This is a genomic window from Stenotrophomonas maltophilia, assembly GCF_006970445.1.
Classification (GTDB): Bacteria; Pseudomonadota; Gammaproteobacteria; order Xanthomonadales; family Xanthomonadaceae; genus Stenotrophomonas; species Stenotrophomonas maltophilia_AU.
Genome location: NZ_CP033877.1, coordinates 2,283,303 through 2,301,330 on the forward strand (window position 1 = coordinate 2,283,303; position 18,028 = coordinate 2,301,330).

15 protein-coding genes are annotated in these 18,028 nt (G+C 66.8%); 9 read left to right on the forward strand and 6 right to left on the reverse strand.

All coding sequences use genetic code 11. The features are described from left to right. The 3 genes from EGM71_RS10560 to EGM71_RS10570 are packed head-to-tail and all read left to right on the forward strand — an operon-like array spanning window position 1 to window position 4,732. Window positions 1-879 carry an alpha/beta fold hydrolase gene (locus EGM71_RS10560; protein ID WP_188484875.1) on the forward strand — a complete coding sequence of 293 codons (879 nt, stop codon included), beginning with the start codon at window positions 1-3 and terminating at the stop codon, window positions 877-879. After that, on the forward strand, window positions 876-1,361 hold the full coding sequence (locus tag EGM71_RS10565; RefSeq protein ID WP_188484876.1) for a MaoC family dehydratase: 486 nt from the start codon (window positions 876-878) through the stop codon (window positions 1,359-1,361). The genes EGM71_RS10560 and EGM71_RS10565 overlap by 4 nt, the downstream gene beginning before the upstream one ends. 35 nt (window positions 1,362-1,396) lie before the next feature. After that, window positions 1,397-4,732 (forward strand): hybrid sensor histidine kinase/response regulator, encoded by a 3,336-nt coding sequence (locus tag EGM71_RS10570; protein ID WP_188484877.1) that lies wholly within the window; start codon window positions 1,397-1,399, stop codon window positions 4,730-4,732. A 4-nt stretch (window positions 4,733-4,736) separates the two neighbouring features. Here EGM71_RS10570 and EGM71_RS10575 read toward each other — a convergent pair whose 3' ends face one another. Next, window positions 4,737-5,411, reverse strand: coding sequence for a response regulator transcription factor (locus EGM71_RS10575; protein WP_188484878.1), 675 nt, complete (start codon window positions 5,409-5,411; stop codon window positions 4,737-4,739). A gap of 127 nt (window positions 5,412-5,538) precedes the next feature. Here EGM71_RS10575 and EGM71_RS10580 point away from each other — a divergent pair, with 127 nt between their 5' ends. From EGM71_RS10580 to EGM71_RS10590, 3 genes are all read left to right on the forward strand, one after another. Further along, on the forward strand, window positions 5,539-7,179 hold the full coding sequence (locus EGM71_RS10580; protein ID WP_188484879.1) for a fatty acid--CoA ligase: 1,641 nt from the start codon (window positions 5,539-5,541) through the stop codon (window positions 7,177-7,179). A gap of 168 nt (window positions 7,180-7,347) precedes the next feature. Continuing rightward, window positions 7,348-8,304, forward strand: a complete 957-nt coding sequence (locus tag EGM71_RS20830) for an NUDIX hydrolase (RefSeq protein WP_223224440.1) — start codon at window positions 7,348-7,350, stop codon at window positions 8,302-8,304. 51 nt (window positions 8,305-8,355) lie between these two features. Beyond that, a complete protein-coding gene (locus tag EGM71_RS10590) occupies window positions 8,356-10,203 on the forward strand; it encodes a hypothetical protein (RefSeq protein ID WP_188484880.1) in 1,848 nt (615 codons plus the stop codon). Between the two features lie 45 nt (window positions 10,204-10,248). On the opposite strand, the gene EGM71_RS10595 is transcribed toward EGM71_RS10590, so the two are convergent. Then, the gene (locus tag EGM71_RS10595) at window positions 10,249-11,706 is read right to left on the reverse strand and encodes a S41 family peptidase (protein ID WP_188484881.1); all 1,458 of its coding nucleotides are present in this window, start codon (window positions 11,704-11,706) and stop codon (window positions 10,249-10,251) included. Window positions 11,707-11,792: 86 nt separating this feature from the next. Beyond that, complete coding sequence (locus EGM71_RS10600) at window positions 11,793-13,367, reverse strand: S15 peptidase family protein (RefSeq protein WP_188484882.1); 1,575 nt, start codon at window positions 13,365-13,367, stop codon at window positions 11,793-11,795. Window positions 13,368-13,526: 159 nt separating this feature from the next. On the opposite strand from EGM71_RS10600, the gene EGM71_RS10605 reads away from it, so the two are divergent. Beyond that, window positions 13,527-14,540 (forward strand): hypothetical protein, encoded by a 1,014-nt coding sequence (locus EGM71_RS10605; RefSeq protein ID WP_188484883.1) that lies wholly within the window; start codon window positions 13,527-13,529, stop codon window positions 14,538-14,540. A gap of 335 nt (window positions 14,541-14,875) precedes the next feature. Further along, window positions 14,876-15,616, forward strand: coding sequence for a DNA/RNA non-specific endonuclease (locus EGM71_RS10610; protein WP_188484884.1), 741 nt, complete (start codon window positions 14,876-14,878; stop codon window positions 15,614-15,616). A gap of 18 nt (window positions 15,617-15,634) precedes the next feature. Here the strand turns inward: EGM71_RS10610 and EGM71_RS10615 are convergent, their stop codons facing one another. After that, the gene (locus EGM71_RS10615) at window positions 15,635-16,492 is read right to left on the reverse strand and encodes a hypothetical protein (protein ID WP_223224441.1); all 858 of its coding nucleotides are present in this window, start codon (window positions 16,490-16,492) and stop codon (window positions 15,635-15,637) included. A gap of 179 nt (window positions 16,493-16,671) precedes the next feature. On the opposite strand from EGM71_RS10615, the gene EGM71_RS10620 reads away from it, so the two are divergent. Further along, a complete protein-coding gene (locus tag EGM71_RS10620; RefSeq protein ID WP_188484886.1) occupies window positions 16,672-17,367 on the forward strand; it encodes an HAD family hydrolase in 696 nt (231 codons plus the stop codon). Window positions 17,368-17,374: 7 nt separating this feature from the next. Here the strand turns inward: EGM71_RS10620 and EGM71_RS10625 are convergent, their stop codons facing one another. Beyond that, complete coding sequence (locus EGM71_RS10625) at window positions 17,375-17,605, reverse strand: hypothetical protein (protein WP_188484887.1); 231 nt, start codon at window positions 17,603-17,605, stop codon at window positions 17,375-17,377. Next, entirely contained in the window at window positions 17,602-18,027 is a 426-nt protein-coding gene (locus EGM71_RS10630) for a VOC family protein (protein ID WP_188484888.1), read from the reverse strand. The genes EGM71_RS10625 and EGM71_RS10630 overlap by 4 nt, the downstream gene beginning before the upstream one ends. Window position 18,028: the final 1 nt, after the last annotated feature.

Below are 18,028 nucleotides of genomic sequence, written 5' to 3' on the forward strand. Positions count from 1 at the left end.
ATGACGCAGCCTTACCAAGATCTGTACTGGAACAGCACTGATGGCCTGCGCCTGCACGCGCGCGACCATGCACCCGGAGCAGGACAGGCGCCGCGCGGCACCGTGGTGTGCATTCCCGGCCTGACCCGCAATGGCGCTGATTTCGATGCGCTGGCCGACGTGCTTACCGGCGTGGGCTGGCGTGTGATCGCCGTCGACCTGCGCGGCCGTGCCGGCTCAGAACGCGCGCAGGATCCGTCCAGCTACAACCCGCGCGCCTATGCCGATGACATGGTGGCGCTGCTGCGCTCGCAGAACATCGACTCGGCGGTTTTCATCGGCACGTCGCTGGGGGTGCTGGTCACCATCACCCTGGCCTCGCGTGCCCCGCAGACCATTGCCGCGGCGGTCCTGAACGATGCCGGCCCCAAGGTGCCGCGCGAGGCGCTGGCGCGGATCGGCAAGTACGCCGGCAAGCCCGTGCCGCCGATGGATCTGCCGCAGGCCGCTGCCTACATGGGCACTATCGGCAAGGCCGCATTCCCGCGCTATACGGTGGAGGACTGGCGGGCCATGGCGCTGCGCACGTTCCGCCAGCGCGAAGACGGCATGCTGGAACTGGACTACGACCCGGCGGTGATCCGCACCACCCGACCGTGGGTGCTGTGGCTGCTGCGCCCCGTGCTGTGGCGTGCGGTTCGCGGGTTGACCGCACGCGTGCCGGTGCTGGTGGTGCGCGGCGCCCTGTCCGACATCCTGCCGGCCGATGTTGCCCGGCAGATGGCCGCGACATCGCCCCGCGCACGCCTGGTGGAAGTGCCGGACGTGGGCCATGCGCCGATGTTGAACGAGCCGGAGGCAAGCGATGCCATCCTGGCCCTGCTGGACGAAGTGCGGTGAGCACCGCCGCATCCACCGAGGCATTGCCGGCCGCCCTGCGTCCTCTCCAGCAATGGGCGGCCGGCGAGCGGTTGGGCGGCATCACCCACGTTTCGCAGGCGCGGATCACTGCCTTCGCCGACGCCACCGGTGACCACAACTGGATCCACGTCGACCCGCTGCGCGCACGGGCGCAGCTGCCGGGTGGGCGCACCATCGCCCACGGCTTCCTGCTGCTGTCATTGACGGTGGAAGAGGATGTGGCCGCGTTGGCCGGTTTCCCGGGTATCGCGCATGTGCTCAATTACGGCCTGAACAAGGTGCGCTTCCTGGCGCCGGTACCCAGCGGCTCGGACGTGCGGGTGCGTTCGCAGCTGGTCTCCCTGCAGCCGCGCCAGCCGGGGCAGTGGCTGCTGGCCCAGCGCAAGACCGTGGAGCTCGCTGACGATGGCGAGGTTGCAGTGGTTGCCGAGCAGTTGTCACTGATCGTGGTATCCGCCTAGCGCTGCCCTGCCCCGCTTCTCTCTACACTGGAGCGATGTTGACGCCCTCCATCGTCCTGTTCGCCTGTATTGCGTGGACCGTTCTGTTGTTTGGCGTGGCCCTGTGGGGTGAGCGCCGGGGACATCGCCTCGCACGGATCTGGCCGGTCATCTATGCGCTGTCACTGGCCGTGCACTGCACGGCCTGGACCTATTACGGGGCCGCCTCGCAGGGTGTGCAATGGGGCTTCCCGATTCCACCGACGCTGGTCGGCATGGCGTTGATCTTTGCGTTCGGCCTGCCGTTCCTGACGCGGCTGGGGCGGTTGGCCAAGCAGCACAACAGCGCCACCATCGCCGACCTGGTGGTCGCGCGACTGCGTGCGGACCAGGGCCTGGGCATCACCATCACCCTGGTCGCGCTGTTCGGCATCATTCCCTACATCGCACTGCAGCTCAAAGCAGTCAGCCAGGGCCTGGGTGCCCTGCTGGGCGATCGCTTCGCACCTGCCGGCTGGCAACTGGACATGTCGTTCTGGTTCGCGCTGACGATGGCGGCGTTTACCCTGCTGTTCGGCGCACGCAAGGCATCGGCCACCGAACACAACCGCGGCATCGTGGTGGCACTGGGCCTGGAATCGGTACTGAAGCTGGTGGCGCTGCTGGCGATCGGCCTGTATGCCGGGCTGTCGGTGCATCGGGCCGGCACACCGCTGCTGGAGAAAATGGCGCAGCTGCCACCGCCCGCGGTCATCCCGGACTACCTGACCATGGTGGCGCTGGGCGCGATTTCCGCCTTCACCCTGCCCCACCAGTTCCACGTGGGCGTGGTCGAGCTGCGCGAGTCCTCGGACCTGAAGACGGCACGCTGGCTGTTCCCGGTGTATCTGCTGCTGATCGGGCTGCCGTCGGTGCCGATGGCGCTGTACGGTGCCGCGCAGCTGCCGGCGTCGGTGTCGCCGGATCTGTATGTGCTGGCCTTGCCGCAGGCTGGCGGCCATCACCTGTTGGCGCTGGTGGCGTACCTGGGCAGCCTGAGCGCGGCCACCGGCATGATGATCCTGTCCGGGCTGACACTGTCGATCATGCTTGGCAACCACGGCGTGGGCACGCGCCTGCTGGGGGGCATCGATGGTGGCCGCGCCGCCGGCGACCTGCGCCCGCGCGTGCTCGCCCTGCGCCGCGCCGGCATCCTCGCCGTGTTCCTGATGGCATGGCTGTACAGCAGGGCGATGAGTGATACCGAGGCGCTCAGCGACTTCGGCCTGATGTCCTTCACCGCCCTCTCGCAGCTGGCGCCGGCCGTGCTGCTGGCAGTGTACCGGCCGCGCACGTCCTCACCGGCGATCATCGCCGGCATCGTGGTGGGCTCGCTGGTCTGGCTATGGCTGGTGCTGCTGCCCATGATCGTGCCCGCTGCAGCGCCCTCGGCCCATTCCGACGGGCTGCACTGGTTGTCGCTGCTGTCGATGCGCCTGCAACCGGGGCATATCGCCATCAGCATGGGCGCCAGCCTGGCGGCGAACCTGATGACCGTGGTGCTGGTGTCACGCGCGGTCCGCCCGTCGCTGCCACGCCAGCGCGATGCGGTGGCCACGGCATCGCTGCGCAAGACTGCCGGGCGCTTCCTCGGCCAGGAACGGGCCCGGCAGCTGCTCGACGGGCATGCAGGAAAGATGCTGGATGACGACCGGGTCATCGCGGTGGAACGCGAGCTGACGGCCGTGGTCGGCGCAGGCATGGCCCGGCTGCTGGTGGAAGCCGCGCGCGATGGTGGCGCGGCGCCATTGGATGCGGTTACCCGTGCCGTGGGCGAAGCCACCCAGGTGCTGCGCTTCAACCAGCGCCTGCTGGAAGCCGCACTGGAGAACATGAGCCAGGGCATCAGCGTGGTGGATGCGCAGTTGCAGCTGGTGGCCTGGAACAGCCGCTATGCCGCCTTGTTCAAGTTCCCGCCGGAGCTGCTGCAGGTGGGCCAACCGGTGGTCCACCTGACTGCGTGGGCGCTGGCGCAACTGGGCATCGGCGTTGCCGTTGGCGACTCGCCTGAAAAGGCACTGCAGCGCCGCGTCGCCCACATGCGGCGCGGCACGCCACATCTGTCCGAGCGCATCTTCCCGGACGACACCATCGTGGAAATCCGCGGCAATCCGATGCCGGGCGGCGGCTATGTGGCCACCTTCACCGACGTCACCGCGTTCCGCCGGGCGGAAGATGCACTCAAGCGCAGCAACGAGACGCTGGAGCTTCGCGTGCAGGACCGCACCGCCCGGCTGGAACAGGCGGTGCACGAGGCCGAGCGGGCCAACGTGGCCAAGACGCGGTTCCTGACCGCGGTCGGCCACGACCTGATCCAGCCACTGCATGCGGCCCAGTTGCTGGCTGATGCGATGTCCCAGCACATCGAGTCCGAGCTCCTGGGCAGCTTCCTGCGCCAGATCCGCGGCGCGCTGGATTCCACCGATGACCTGCTGTCGGGCCTGCTCGATATTTCGCGGCTGGACGCTGGAGGCTGGGTGGCCGACCCACGCCCGTTCGCGCTGTCCACCGTGCTGGACCCGCTTGCGCAGGAGTTCGCCGTACTGGCGGCCGCACGTGGCCTGCAGTTCGGCTATGTGCCGACCCGGGCCTGGGTGCACAGCGACCCGCTGCTGCTGCGCCGGGTACTGCAGAACTTCCTGGCCAATGCCATCCGCTACACCCGCCGTGGCGGCGTACTGCTGGGCGTGCGGCGGCGGGGCAACGCACTGCTGATCGGCGTGTATGACAGCGGCCCCGGCATCGTGCCGGAGCAGCAGGCGATCGTGTTTGAGGAATTCCATCGCGGCGACCGCAGCAATGGCCAAGGGCTCGGCCTGGGCCTGGCCATCGCGCACCGCATCGCCGGCCTGCTGGATGCGCCGCTGCACCTGCAGAGTATCCCTGGCTGCGGCTCGGCATTCTCCATCCAGGTGCTACGGGCTGCTCCGCCAGCCGCACCGTGCGCCCTGCCGGCGGTCGCGGGGAGCAGCACGCTGAAGGGCGTCCGCGTGCTGGTGGTCGACAACGACCTGGACGCGCTGGCGGCGATGCAGCAACTGCTGACGTCCTGGGGCTGCGATGTCACCGCAGTGGGCGATGCTGCATCGATCGGGCCGTCAGCGGGTGAGGCGGCACTCTGGCTGTTCGACTATCACCTCGATGACGGTGATACGGGCGTGGCGGTATGGACGCGGCTGGGAGCCGTGCATGGTGCGCGGCCAACGGTGATCCTCAGCGCCGATATCGGCAGCGACACGCGTGAAGCGGTGCGCGGTGCCGGTCTTTCGCTGCTGAACAAGCCCTTCAGGCCGCTGGCGTTGCGTTGGGCGATCAACCATCTGTTGGCGACGAAGGGTGCGACCGCGACCTGAAGATTCAGGCGTCCTGGGGCCCTTCGAGCTGCCGGGATGGATCGGCCAACCCCATCTCGTGCAGTACGCGGATGGCCTGCGCACGATTGCGCACCCCTAGCCGTTCCATGATGCGCGTCATGTGCGCTTTGACCGTGCGCAGCTGCACGCCCAGACGGTCGGCGATCTGCTTGTTGAGCAGGCCTTCGGCCACCAGGCTCAGCACCTTGTACTGGTGCGCGGACAGGCTTGCCAGCCGCGCGGCGAGATCCGCATCCCTGCTGAAAGGGGCCGCCCTTGCCACCGGCTCGCGCAGCAGCGCCGGAATCCAGCGCTCGCCCTCCAGCACGGAATGCAGCGCGGACTGCAGCTCGCTCAATCCCGAACTCTTGGGCAGATAGCCGGCGGCGCCCAGATCGATGGCACGCCGGATCACCTGCGGCTCTTCATTGGCCGAGACGATGATGATCGCCAGGCCTGGCTGCAGTGCGCGCAAGGTCGCCAATCCGGCAAGCCCGTGATTGCCGGGCATGTGCAGGTCCAGCAGCATCAGGTCGACCGGTTGGCGTTCGAGTGTCTCCAGCACGCTGTCCAGCGAATCGGCCTCGCTGATCTGAAGGTCGGTGACGGCCTCTTCGGCCGCGCGATGCAGCGCGGCGCGGAACAAGGGGTGGTCATCGGCGATAAGCAGGCTTGGCATGTCAAGGCGAGATTAGCAAATCACGCGGGCGTAGACAGGGGACCTAGGTACGCTGGCGCCGGGCGCGCGGATGGCTAGTGTGGTTGGGGACGACCGGCGACCGATACGCCACCCACGAGGAACCCCCATGCCATTCCCTCCCGCTGCCGATACCTGCCCGCTGCTGATCAAACAGCTGTTGCTCACGCCGCTGGCGACACATCCCGGGCAGGAGATCGTGTATGGCGACAAGGTCCGCTTCGACTACCGCACGCTGCAGGCGCGCATCGGCCAGCTGGCCGGACTGCTGGCATCGCTGGGCGTCCGCCAGGGCGATACCGTGGCGGTGATGGACTGGGACAGCAACCGCTACCTGGAGGCCTACTTCGCCGTGCCGATGATCGGTGCGGTATTGATGATGGTGAACATCCGCCTGGCGCCGGAGCAGATTGCCTACACGCTGAACCACAGCGGCGCGCGGGTGATCCTGGCCAACCGCGAGTTCCTGCCGATGCTGGAGGGCCTGGACGCGCAACTGCCCGACCTGCACACGCGGGTGCTGCTGGACGACGCAGAAGGGCCGCTGCCATCGGGCTTTGTGACGGAATATGAAACGGGACTGCGCGCGGCAACGCCGATCGACGACTTCCCGGACTTCGATGAGAACACCCGTGCCACGGTGTTCTATACGACCGGCACCACCGGCCTGCCCAAAGGGGTGTACTTCAGCCACCGGCAGCTGGTGCTGCACTCGCTGGCGGCAATGGCCGCCCTGGGCAGCGCACCGAGCCAAGGGCGTCTACACCGCGGCGATGTCTACATGCCGATCACGCCGATGTTCCATGTGCACGCCTGGGGCGTGCCCTACGTGGCCACGCTGCTCGGCATCAAGCAGGTCTATCCCGGCCGCTACCTGCCGGGAAATCTGCTGGCACTGATCGCCCGCGAGAAGGTGACCTTCTCGCACTGCGTGCCGACCATCCTGCACATGCTGCTCGACCACCCCGACGCCGCGCGGACAGACCTGCGCAGCTGGAAAGTGATCATCGGCGGTGCCGCCCTGCCACGAGCGCTGGCGCAACGGGCCCTTGCGCGCGGCATCGATATCTTTGGTGGCTACGGCATGTCCGAGACCTGCCCGCTGCTCACCCTGGCACAGATCGATGCCGAGACATTGGCCGGGTCGGATGAGGCGCTGTCACTGCGGACCAAGGCCGGCATTCCGGTGCCGCTGGTGGACCTGCGCATCGTCGACCCGGCGATGGAGGATGTTGCCCACGACGGGGTCGCCACCGGCGAGGTGGTGGTGCGCGCACCGTGGCTCACCCAGGGCTACCTGCATGATCCCGACGCCTCCGCGACGCTGTGGGCGGGCGGCTACCTGCACACCGGGGACATCGGCAACATCGATGCAGACGGCTACCTGCGGGTGACCGACCGCATCAAGGACGTGATCAAGACCGGTGGCGAATGGATCTCCTCGCTGGCGCTGGAAGACATCATCGCCCTGCATCCTGCCGTGAACGAAGTCGCGGTGATCGGCATTGCCGATGCAAAATGGGGCGAGCGGCCACTGCCGCTGGTGGTCAGGCAGCCCGGCAGTGACGTGACCGAGGAGGAGATCATCGCGTTGGTGGCGGCGCGCAGCCGCTCAGGGGATATCTCACGCTATGCGATTCCGGAACGCGTCCGCTTCGTCGACGTGATCGAGCGCACCAGCGTGGGCAAGATCAACAAGAAGAAGCTGCGGGGCCTGCACGACCCGGAGGCAAGCGCCGGCAGCCGCTGACGCCTGGGCGGCCACGGGCTTCGCGCCAATCCGGGGAAATCAACGCCCCCTGCCCTCCTGTTCCGTCGGTTCCACCGCATACATCATCGCCACCGCCGATTCTCCTTCTTCTCCCGCTCCTACAGTGGATCCACCGCGCCCACCCCGCGCTGGATGGAGGACTGAATCATGCCCCAGGTCTATGCCGCGCTCTGGAACGGAACCCATTACCTGATCACCCGAAAGCGGATCATCAACAACTGGTGGGCCTCCAATTCGGTGATGGTGCTGACTGCAGAAGCACTGGAAGCCACCCTGGCCACCGCAGAATCACCCGAATTGCCGCCAGCCAAGGACTGGCAACCGGCACTCATTCTGCTGCGCAGCGCCCAGCTTGCCGCTGCATCCGCCGGCTACGCGGACACGCCCGATGGCCAGGGTATCCAGGTCAATTTCAGCAACGCCGTCCAGGCAATGCAGGCGACGCCGCCGAATCCGGACCAGGTTGGATCCGCTGTCACCCACCTCACCCGGAGATTGTTCCGTCAATCGACGCTGCCAGAGCGCATCAGGAACCTGGCAAACACCTTGCCGGTGTTTTCGCCGGATTCATGGGGGGCCACGCTGCTGACGGCACAGAACCTGGCGCGCGACACGCGGGCATGGGCAGCCGAGGTCCCCATGGTTGTCGTCAACCAGGCTGGGCAATGGACACTCCCTGGCGGTCGCAGGCATGACAACGAGACCGAAGAAGATGCTGCCCGCCGGGAGTTCATGGAGGAAACCGGCGTCCTCCTCGACTCCGGCAATTTCCCGCGGGATCTGATGGCTTCGAATCGATCCTACGCATTGGTCCGCTTCCGGACCGCAACCCAGGATCTGCAGGCCATCGCCGATGCGGTCTGCACCAACGTGCGGGCCCGGACTGGAGCGGCGCGCCCAGCCGCCAGCTGGGTGACCGATTGGGAGATCGACCATGCACAGATCGTGTCGATCACGGAGCTTGGCAACTACCTGGGTACACGTGCAGTGATCACGCCGCCAAGTACCCAGGATTTCGCCACCATGCTGCAGCAGATGTCCAGGCCCTACAGCCAGTCGATCGACTGGTATGCCTCGATGGCCAGAGCCCTGTCTTCCAGCTGAGCGGGGCCTTCGCCCTTCTGCCCGCCCCTGCAACCCCAGTGAGGCCCCACCATGAAAGAGAGCACGCCCGAGCGCGAGGCCCGGCGCTACATCAGCAAGCAGCTCACCGCGCAGATCAACAACGCGCAGGCGTACCCCGAAGTCCGCTCGGTCGTGGTCAAGGCACTTTCGGACATCAAGGACCAGCTGCGCAGCTTGTCCAGCAAGGTGCGGCGCGACTACAGCCTGAAGCCCGATGAGCCGTTGATGTTCTTCTACGTCAAGGGCGGCAACGCACTGGATGCACTGCTTGAACGCCCGGCCCAGCCGCCACCGACGCTGTTCGATTTCGGCCGGTCCGACTGGGATACGCAGGTGGTGATCAACCCCTGGATCCCGATCCCGGCACAGGACGCCCTGCACGGCGGCGTGGAGGAAATCGTGATCGAGGTGATGCTCGGTGCCGGCCTCAACATCGCGCTGGAAATCAGCGTCTGCCCGCCCGATCAGAGCCCCCTGGCAGGCCAGGTGGTGGACCTTGCATCGGTGGACATCCATGTGCCGCCCGGCCAGCAGTGCCTGGTGACATGTGACTCTCCGCAGACGTTCCGGAAGGTGTACGAGCGCGACCGCGCGGGCCTGCATCTGTTCACCAGCGAACCGCTGAAGGGCATCGGCACCTCCACGGCCGTGGCGAGCCCGTCCGTGCTGCCCCCGCCGCAGCCGCCGCTGCCCGTGCAGCCGCCTCCCACCCCTCCACCGCCACCCGGCATCATCCTCAACGACGGCATCAAACCGTTCGTGCTGTATCGCATGGGCTACACCTGGCATGCGCGATGGGTGAAGGACCCGAAGGCGCCTGCCGGCGATGACCCGGTGACGCCGCGGCCGATCCTGATGGAGCTGATCGATGTGACCACGCCACGCCGCGATACCGTGGAGGCCGTGACAGTGTGGTCGGACATCATCCGCAACCATCTGGTGATTGCCGAGGATGCCGGCGCGGAGGAGCGCTGGCGGCTGCCGCTGCCCAGCATGGAGTACCACCTGTGGGAAGGCCTGACCATGCTGTGCGAGATCGCTGCCTATCCCGGCTGGCCGGGTGCGGACAAGCTGGAGAAACGCCGTCGCAATGTAAAGCGCATCCACGACTGGTACCGCGACCAGCAGGGCGACCTGGCGACGTTCGGCCGGGTGATCGATGGCATCTCGGCGGCGCCGGTGTTCGCCGATGACACGGACTGCATGCAGCAGGTCGATGCCTGCATGCGTGAGGTCAAAGCGCGCATGCAGGCGTCATCCTCCGGATTCGATCACGGCGCCCTGTCGGCCAACCACGCGCAGCGCCTGCTGCACGGGCGGCAGTGGGGTGCGCAGCGGGCCGCAACACTGCTGCAACGCCTCGGTACATCTACCGCATCCTGTGGCTACAGCGACGATCTCGCATTGATCGGGACGCTGGCACAGAACCCGTACCTGGATGTCACCCAGGTGCCGATCTCCGGCGTCGACTGCGCGATGATCATCCGCACCGACCTTGCAACGCTGCGCAGGGCGACGGCGGCCAACTCCATCATTGCGCTTGCCCAGGACCTCGGCGCGGACATGACCGTCGAGGATTCCCTGCACTCGACCGTACGTGCGACGGGTATCAGTTACGAGCGAACACTGGTGATCTTCGACGCGCCGCGTTCGCCGTCGGCGCGCGTGGCCAAGGCGATCCTGACGTTCACCACTGCTGGCCCAGTCGGTTGCCCGTTCCGTGACAGCCCCGAGGGTTCCGGGCAGGCCATCGCACCGTTGCTGGACATGGACAACCAGCGCAAGGTGGCGGCCTCGATCATCCAGGGTTTCGTGCAACGGGCGAATCTGACCAGGCAGCACGAGATGATCCGGGTACTGCTGCCGCAGGGGGAGTGATCCTCAGCTACCGCTGCGCGGGACGCAGATTTCGATCGGGCCCGGTCAGCCCCTGGCCTCGCGGACCCATGCCTCCAGCGCCTGCGTATCCCGCATGTCCCCCTCGTAGCGGCGATCCGGCACATAGGGCTCGTTCGAACCTCGCCCGCGACCTCGGTAGACCTTCATTGGCACCGATATCCGGCTCAGCCCACTGGGCAATGGCTGAGGCCTGATATCCATGTAGACACTGTCGGCCGAGGTCTCGACCCCCACCTGCAGGGCGCCCAGCCGCTTCCAGAGATCCAGTGCATCCAGGCAGGCCGAGCCACAGGAAGCGTCCGCCACGATCACTACCCTGCCACTGCGGTCCGGAGCGGCGGGAGCAGGCGAACGCATCGGCCCAACCGGCGAGTCCGCCGGTTCGCGCCACAGCGCCTCGCCGTTCGCACCGGCGCGGGCCATCCCTGCAGTGACGGTTTCCAGCATGTGCAGCAGTTCGGGCGATGCGTCGCGTGCCGCCTTCAGCTTCTGCAGGAAGCCGCGCAGCTGCGCGATGTTGGCATCCGAGGTCCGCCACTCGGCCCAACTCTCGTCACGCAACGCATCCACAGCTGCACGCCCCCAGATCAAACGGGCCAGTGCGATGCTCCAGTGCGAAGCACCTCCGGTATTGCCGCGTACGTCCAGCACCACCAGCGGTGCCTGCTGCAGTGCGTCGGCCACCGGGGTGAGTTGCTGCAAAAGCTCGGTCAGCTGCTGGGAATTGCGCGTGGCCGGATCGGCGTTGAAGCTGCTGGTCGTGATCCAGTAACCGCCACCGGGCACTGTGCGCCAGCCATTTGCCGGGCGGAAGCTGCGACGGGTATCGGCCAGTCGCGCTTCGCGTGTTGTCGTGTCAATCGGAAGCCATTGCAGCGTGTAGGCGCTCTGGCGCCCCTCCACCCGGAAGAGACAGGTGCGCAGCACCGGGACGAACGGGTTGCCCTGTTCCAGCATCACCTCGCCGCCACTGTGGATCCGGCTGGCCTGCAGGTTCCAGCGCCCGCTGAAGTCGCCCACGCGGCGCGCGGCCAGTGCCTGTGCTTCAATGCCATCGCAGGACAGCAATCGCGCGCCCAAGGGTGGCCGTCCGGGGCGCCCATCCACGACCATAACCACTTGCGCATCGCCGTCGAAGCCCGTCAGGAACCCGGGCCATCGGGCCGGCAGCATGGGGGCGCCGGTCAATGGATTGAGACTCACGTGGCCGTCGTTGAACGCGGCCGCGTAGCCCTTCATCGCCCACCAGTAGCCGGCAAAGCTGTCGACCTTGGGTGCGCGCGACCGTGCAACCGACAAGGCGCCGTCCATCTGGGCGACGAAGCCGGGATTGTGCAGGTCAACCACGCCGGGATGGCTGTCGCGCAGGGCTGCATCGGCAGCCTCCAGATCCGTCAACAGCGTGCCGGACCAGTTTCCAGCCGGGTCCTGCGTAGCTGCCGCTGCAAACACCACGCCGGCAAGCAGCCATGTGATGGCCATGGATTTCCTCTCTCCGGGATTGCCCCAACGTCCCACAACGTTCCGCTCTGCCCTGCCGCGCCCGCCATAGCAGGCGCGGCGTTACATCAATGCAGCGGCACCTTCAGCACTGAAGGCGCGTTGGCCGGCGAGCTGAAGGTCACCGCACCGCCCAGCTGGCTGATGCCCGCATAGCGCAGGTCCACGGTATCGACCACCAGGGTCAGGCGACTGCCGGCCGGAAGGTTCCAGCTGCTTGCTTCCAGGCGAAGATCGATTGTTTTCGGCTGGCCGGGCGTGGCACCACGCAGGGTATACGGCTTGTGGCTGATCAGCTGGCCGTTGCCCAGCACATCCTCGGCATACAGGTAAGCATACAGTGTGGTGTTGGCGCGACTGGGCGTGACCGTCAGGCGCACTTCCGGCGCACCGTCCAGGCGTTTGGCGCTCCACTGGATCGGCCCCTGCCAGACGCCTGCGGCGTTGCGGCCAACGAACGGCACATAGGCGCCGGGTGGCAGGTTGAACATCTGCAGCGCGCCAGACGCCATCGCCACGCCGGAATTGGCGGCAGTCAGCAGGCCGCTGCCGATCCGGTAGTTCCAGCCGGTGCCGCCACCGTTCTCCGCCAGCCCGCCGGTGGGCAGCAGCAGCCCGGTCGGCGCGGTCAACCCGTAGCTGACGGCGCCCGTATTGGTGGCCCGCCAGTCCGGATAGCGGCTCCAGCTGCCCTTCTGCGACTTCAGCTGCACCGCCGCCTGGCGATCGATGCCATTGGCCACGCCCTTCAGGTAGTGGTCAAACCAGTCGCCCACGGCGGCATAGACCTCATTGGGAATGCCGAGCGCACCGAAGGCTTCGTTGAGGGCGTGGTCGCCATGGCGCAGCTGCAACTGCTTGGGTCCCTTCAGGCGGTTGAAGAAGTCGACCAGCTGGCCCGGCGGAAACAGGCTGTCGTTGAAGGCGTTGGCGAGGAATACCGCCGGTTGGTTGGCATTGATCTCGTCAACGCTGCTGGCCGGGCTGCGCTGTGCCGCCACCGGCAGCAGCGAGTCCACCGCCCCCTGGTAGTTGCCGACCAGCACATTGCGGTTGATGGTGGCCAGCTCCGCCCCGGGGCGGCCGGTGGCCAGGCCCGCTGCCACCAGCAAGGCGATGCCCTGGGCGCTGGGCGTGTCATGGCTGTAGAGCGACGCCTGCAGGTCGGCCCAGCCACTCAGTGCGGCAACGGCCTTGATGCGCGGGTCGCGCGCCGCCGCCAGCAGGCTGGTGCCGGCGCCGTAGGAGATGCCCGAGACACCGATCCTTTCCGGATCGGCGCGGGTGTTGTCCAGCGCCCAGTCGATCAGGGCGCTGACATCCTCGACCGTGGCGGGTCCGGCGATGTCGATGCTGCCGCCCGACTCCCAGAAGCCGCGCGAACTGTAGCTGATGACCACATAGCCTCGCTGCGCCAGCGTCTGTGCCACCCCCACGTACTCCACGCTGGGCACCGCCCAGCTGCTGGGCATCACCAGCAGCGGGTAGCGGCCAGTGCCGGCATCCTGGGGTTCGATGACGAAAGCCCCGAGAGGCGTGCCATCCCAGCTCGGGATGGTGCGATGGGTGGTCTTGACCGTAGCCGCCCAGGCGGTGGGCGCCAGCCCGGTCAGCAGGATCAACAGCAGCAAAACCTTGCGCATCGTCGTCTCTCCCCGTCGGTGGTGGTGCAACGGGTCGGACCGTACCAGTGCGAATGGTGGCTGGCACCTTGCGACGCAGCATGGCGCAAAGCGCACCTTGCTATGCTTCGCGGCACTGCGGTCCTCCGCAGGCTCCCATCAATGCAAGGATGCCCCCCGATGCGCAGGACGCTCTTCGTCGGCACGCTCTTGAGCGTGGCCAGTCTGTTCGCCCCTTCAACCGTGGCTGCCCAGGACCCCGACGTCACGGATGACTGCAGCGAAATCGCGCAGTTGATGTCCAACGACGACTTTGCGGCACTGGACGCGATGGCCGCGCGCTTCCGCACGGGCGAGCTCAACGCCGCCGGCGAATCCCGGCTGGGCCGTTTCTACATCTGCATGTCGCGTGCAATCGGCACGGCGCGGCAGGAGGTGGAGGCCTGGAACCACTGGTCGGCCTGGGCGGCGCGCTGGGTTCAGCAGGCTCCAAAATCTCCGGCGGCCCACCTGGTGACCGCACGGATTCCGCTCAACCTGGGCTGGAGCTACCGTGGCAACGGATATGCCAATACCGTCAAGGCCGAAGACTGGGCTCAGTTCCATGAGTACAACGCTGTTTCGCAGGCCTACCTGCAATCGCATGAGGGCATTGCCGGCGGCGACCCGTTCTGGCACGAGATGACCGTCCTCATCGCGCAGCGCGAGAGCGCGGATGACGAAGAAATATTGGCGATCGTCGACCGCGCAGCGAAGGCCTTCCCCGACTACGAACCACTGCACTTCATTGCCATGCAGCACTTCACGCCGGCCTGGGGCGGCAGCGCACAGAAGATGGAAGCCTTCGCGCGACGCTCGATGGCCAGTATCCCGAAGAAGAAGCGGGCCATGCGTTACGCACGGCTGTATTGGTCAGCCACCGCGAACTCGGTCGATCGCTTCCGCGCGGCGACGCCCGATTGGCCGCTGATGCGCCAGGGCCTGGACGAAATCGCGCAGCGTTACCCAACCCTCGACAACCTGGAGGCCATTACCCGCTATGGCTGCTGGGCGCGCGACCGCGATGCCCTCGACCGGTGGAATCGCGTGTTCCTGAGCCGCAGTGGTTTCAGCGAGGCGTCCATTGCGGACTCGAGCGCACAAAGCAGGGCCGGCTGCCTGGCGCCGGACGCTGGGCAAGAGGCATCTTCGTAGAGCCCGTCGCTGCAGAAGCGGGCCGCGCTGGATGCGCGGTCCAGCATGCACTTCACACCTGTCGGGTGCTTAGCACGTACGCATGTCAGCCACGGACCGCGTGATCTGACACATCACCAGTGCTTGCACCCGGTCACAGCTTCGCGCTCTCGTCGTTGACCAAAAGACGACAGCTTGTGACGCTTGCGACACCGCGCGGCCTTCCGGGTCCTCCTCATCGCGGCCTCGCTCCATCGCACTCCGCAACACCCGTATCCGCAACGCCTTCACATGACACAGGCCTGGCCTGGTCGTGGCGGGCAGCTGCGTCCTGAACTCTTTGCTGGAGAATCGCAATGCGCCTTGCAAGCTTTGTCTTTGCCTTCGTCCTCAGCGCGTTTGCCGGCGCTGCGCAGGCCCAGGTGGTCACCCTCAACAAGGGCGGCTTCGTGCTGACCTACGACTGCAGCATCCACAGCGCCACCCGCTACGAGTACACGCTTACCGCCGATACCGGTTCCGCCGCGCGGCCGTCCAGCTTCTACAAGGACCCGGACCTGCCGGCCGGCTGCCTGGGCCAGACCAGCACGGCGTCGTATGCCAGCATCAAGTCGGGTTATGACCGTGGCCATCTGGTCACGTCCAACCACATGGATTACGACACGACCTACATCCGCCGCGCCAACTACATGACCAACATCGTGCCGCAGGTGTCCAGCTTCAACCAGGGCATCTGGGTGAAGGCCGAGAACGTGGCCGAGTGCTACCGCGACATCGCGCCGGTGGACGTCTACGGTGGCGTGGTCTACGGCGATGCCGCCAACGATTATTTCCTGGCCAGCCACGGCATCCCGACGCCGGAGTTCTTCTGGAAGACGATCATCACCCGCGACCCGAACACCGGGACGGCCAAGGCGATCAGCTGGATCATCCCCAACGAGGCCAACCTGGGCAGCCTGGACAACTACCTGGTGACGATTGCCGATCTGGAGGAGCTGCTGGGCGCCAGCTACGTGGCGATCAACGCACCGGCCTCGCTGAAGAACATGCTGCCGGCCACCACCTGGCCGCAGCCGGCCGGGTGTGACCTGAGCTGATCGGCGGGCAGAGGAACGTCACGATGCCTGTACGCGCAGCCATCGTGACGCCAGCACTCTGGCAAACAGGAACTGCACTGCGGCGCCGATAAGCACGGCAAAGGCAAGCCCGCGCCCTATCGTCGGTACCCCAGCGGACAGCATTCGCAGTAGGTACGCCACGCTGGCCAGGCTGATCAGCAGGGACGCAGCAAGCAGGACCAGCGACACCACCATCGTGCGCACCATCGATGCGGGTCGCGGTGACAGCTCGCTGGCCCAAAGGCCGGCAAACGTGGCCAGTGCGCAGGACACCAGCAGGATCAGGCTGGCAATCTGCAACTGCGCGGGCCCATCGAAAACCGGCATGATGAACTCGCCAGGCGAGATTGCCACAGGCAAGTGCAACGCCAGGATGGGAAGCAGGCAGCTACCGGCCACCAGCGTCACCGCGCCGGCGATGCTGGCACTGATGAGGTGATGGTGCACGCCCTCGGCACGGATGCGCCGCTGCATCAGCAGCGCCGGCACCAAGGCCAGCAGCGTGAGGACCAGTGCATGCGCAAGCGGAACCAGACTGATGGCTGCAACGCTGTAGACGGGAAACGGCAACTGCGCCATCGGAATGCGCATGGCGCGATCCAGCACGACGAGCAACCCGAAAAAGGCGATCGAAGCGATCACCGGGTGGCGGATCCGCAGCGCGCCGCGGCGCCCGAACAGCAGCATCGACACCAGTACCGCCGCGCCGGCGAAGAGACTCAGCCTGAAACTGAGGTCCGCCAGCGCGTAGCCGATTTCACGTGAGGCCTCGGGCGGCCCCAGGCGGTGCCCGAATTCGACCAGGCGAAGGGCTACGGGCAGATACAGGCAGAGCACGTAGAGCTTGGCGGCCATCGCGAACTGGATGGGGTACGCACTGAAGAATGATCGCAATCGGTTCAAGGCGTATTCCCGTGCAGGCGCTGGGCGGGGTGGCCCGGCAGTCTAGCGTTCCTGTGGCCCGCGTGCCCTGCCCGTCCCGCTATGGGAAAATAGCGGGTACGTCGCCCCTTTGGCTGTTCCCGGAGTAGTAGATGTCCCGTTTCCCCTTCGATGCCGTGCTGTTCGACTGCGACGGCGTACTGGTCGATTCCGAGCCGCTGGTGGCCCGTGTGCTCTCGGAAATGCTGACCGCACGCGGTTGGCCGCTGACCCCGGCGCAGGCGGGCGAGGTCTTCCTCGGCCAGTCCGTGGCTCATCTGGCCGGGCTGATCGCAGAACGCACCGGCAAGCCGTTCACGGAGGAATGGCTGGAGGAATTCCGCCAGCAGCGCAACCGTGCGCTGGAGCAGGACCTTGAGGCGATCCAGGGGGCACCCGAGGCCGTGCGTGCGATTGCCGCGGCCACCGGCGGGCGGATTGCCTGCGCGTCCGGTGCCGACCTGTTCAAGGTGAAGCTGCAGCTGGGCAAGGTCGGCATCCTCGATGCTTTCGGCGACCACGTCTTCAGCGGCCAGGACATGCCGCGGACCAAACCCCACCCGGACGTGTATCTGGCCGCCGCTGCTGCACTGGGCGTGGACGCGGCCCGCTGTGCGGTGATCGAAGACACCGTGACCGGCGCCACCGCCGGCGTCGCGGCCGGTGCGACCGTGTTTGGTTTCAGCGAGGGCGGCCCGCACCACAGCACGCCGGAAGCCCTGCGTGCTGCGGGTGCGAAGGTGATCTTCCAGCGCATGGACCAGCTGCCTGCATTGCTTGCGGCCTACGCCGCCGACGCTGCCGCCTGAGGCGGCCTCAGCCCGCAGCGCCCAGCGCGGCGTTGCGGCGCTTCCCGGCGTAATGCAGCACGAACAGGTACAGGCCGGTGAACAGCTGCAGGAACAGTGGCGGCAGCGGCGAATAGGTGATCCACGCTGCAGGCTCGCCCTGCCCCAGCCCGCGAACGGCGAAGTTGGCAATCACCGCCAGGGTGAAGACGATCGAGGTCCAGCGATGCACGGGCCGCGCCCAGCCACCCCGGCTCATTGACGGCGCCTCGCTTCGGAGCGGGCTTCGATCATCTTCCAGCCATTGCCGGATGGGTCACGGAATCCGGCATCGACGGCGCCGTAGCGTTCGACCGGCTCCTGGGTGAACTCCACGCCCTGCGCCAGCCATTGCGTGTAGCACGCATGGCAGTCGTCCACGGCCAGTACCAGCGGCGGCATTGCGCCCTTGGCCACCAGCTGCTGCAGCGCCTGTGCGGTGGCCGCGTCGTGGGTGGGCGGACCGGGCACGAACAGGCCCAGCTGTAATCCGTCCTGGCCCGGGCTGCGTACTGTCAGCCAACGGTAGCTGCCATTGCGCACGTCGGTGTGCACTTCGAAACCGAGCGTGCCGACGTAGAACGCGAGTGCTTCATCCTGGTCGCGCACATACAGGCCGACCGTGTTCACAGTGTTTGTCATG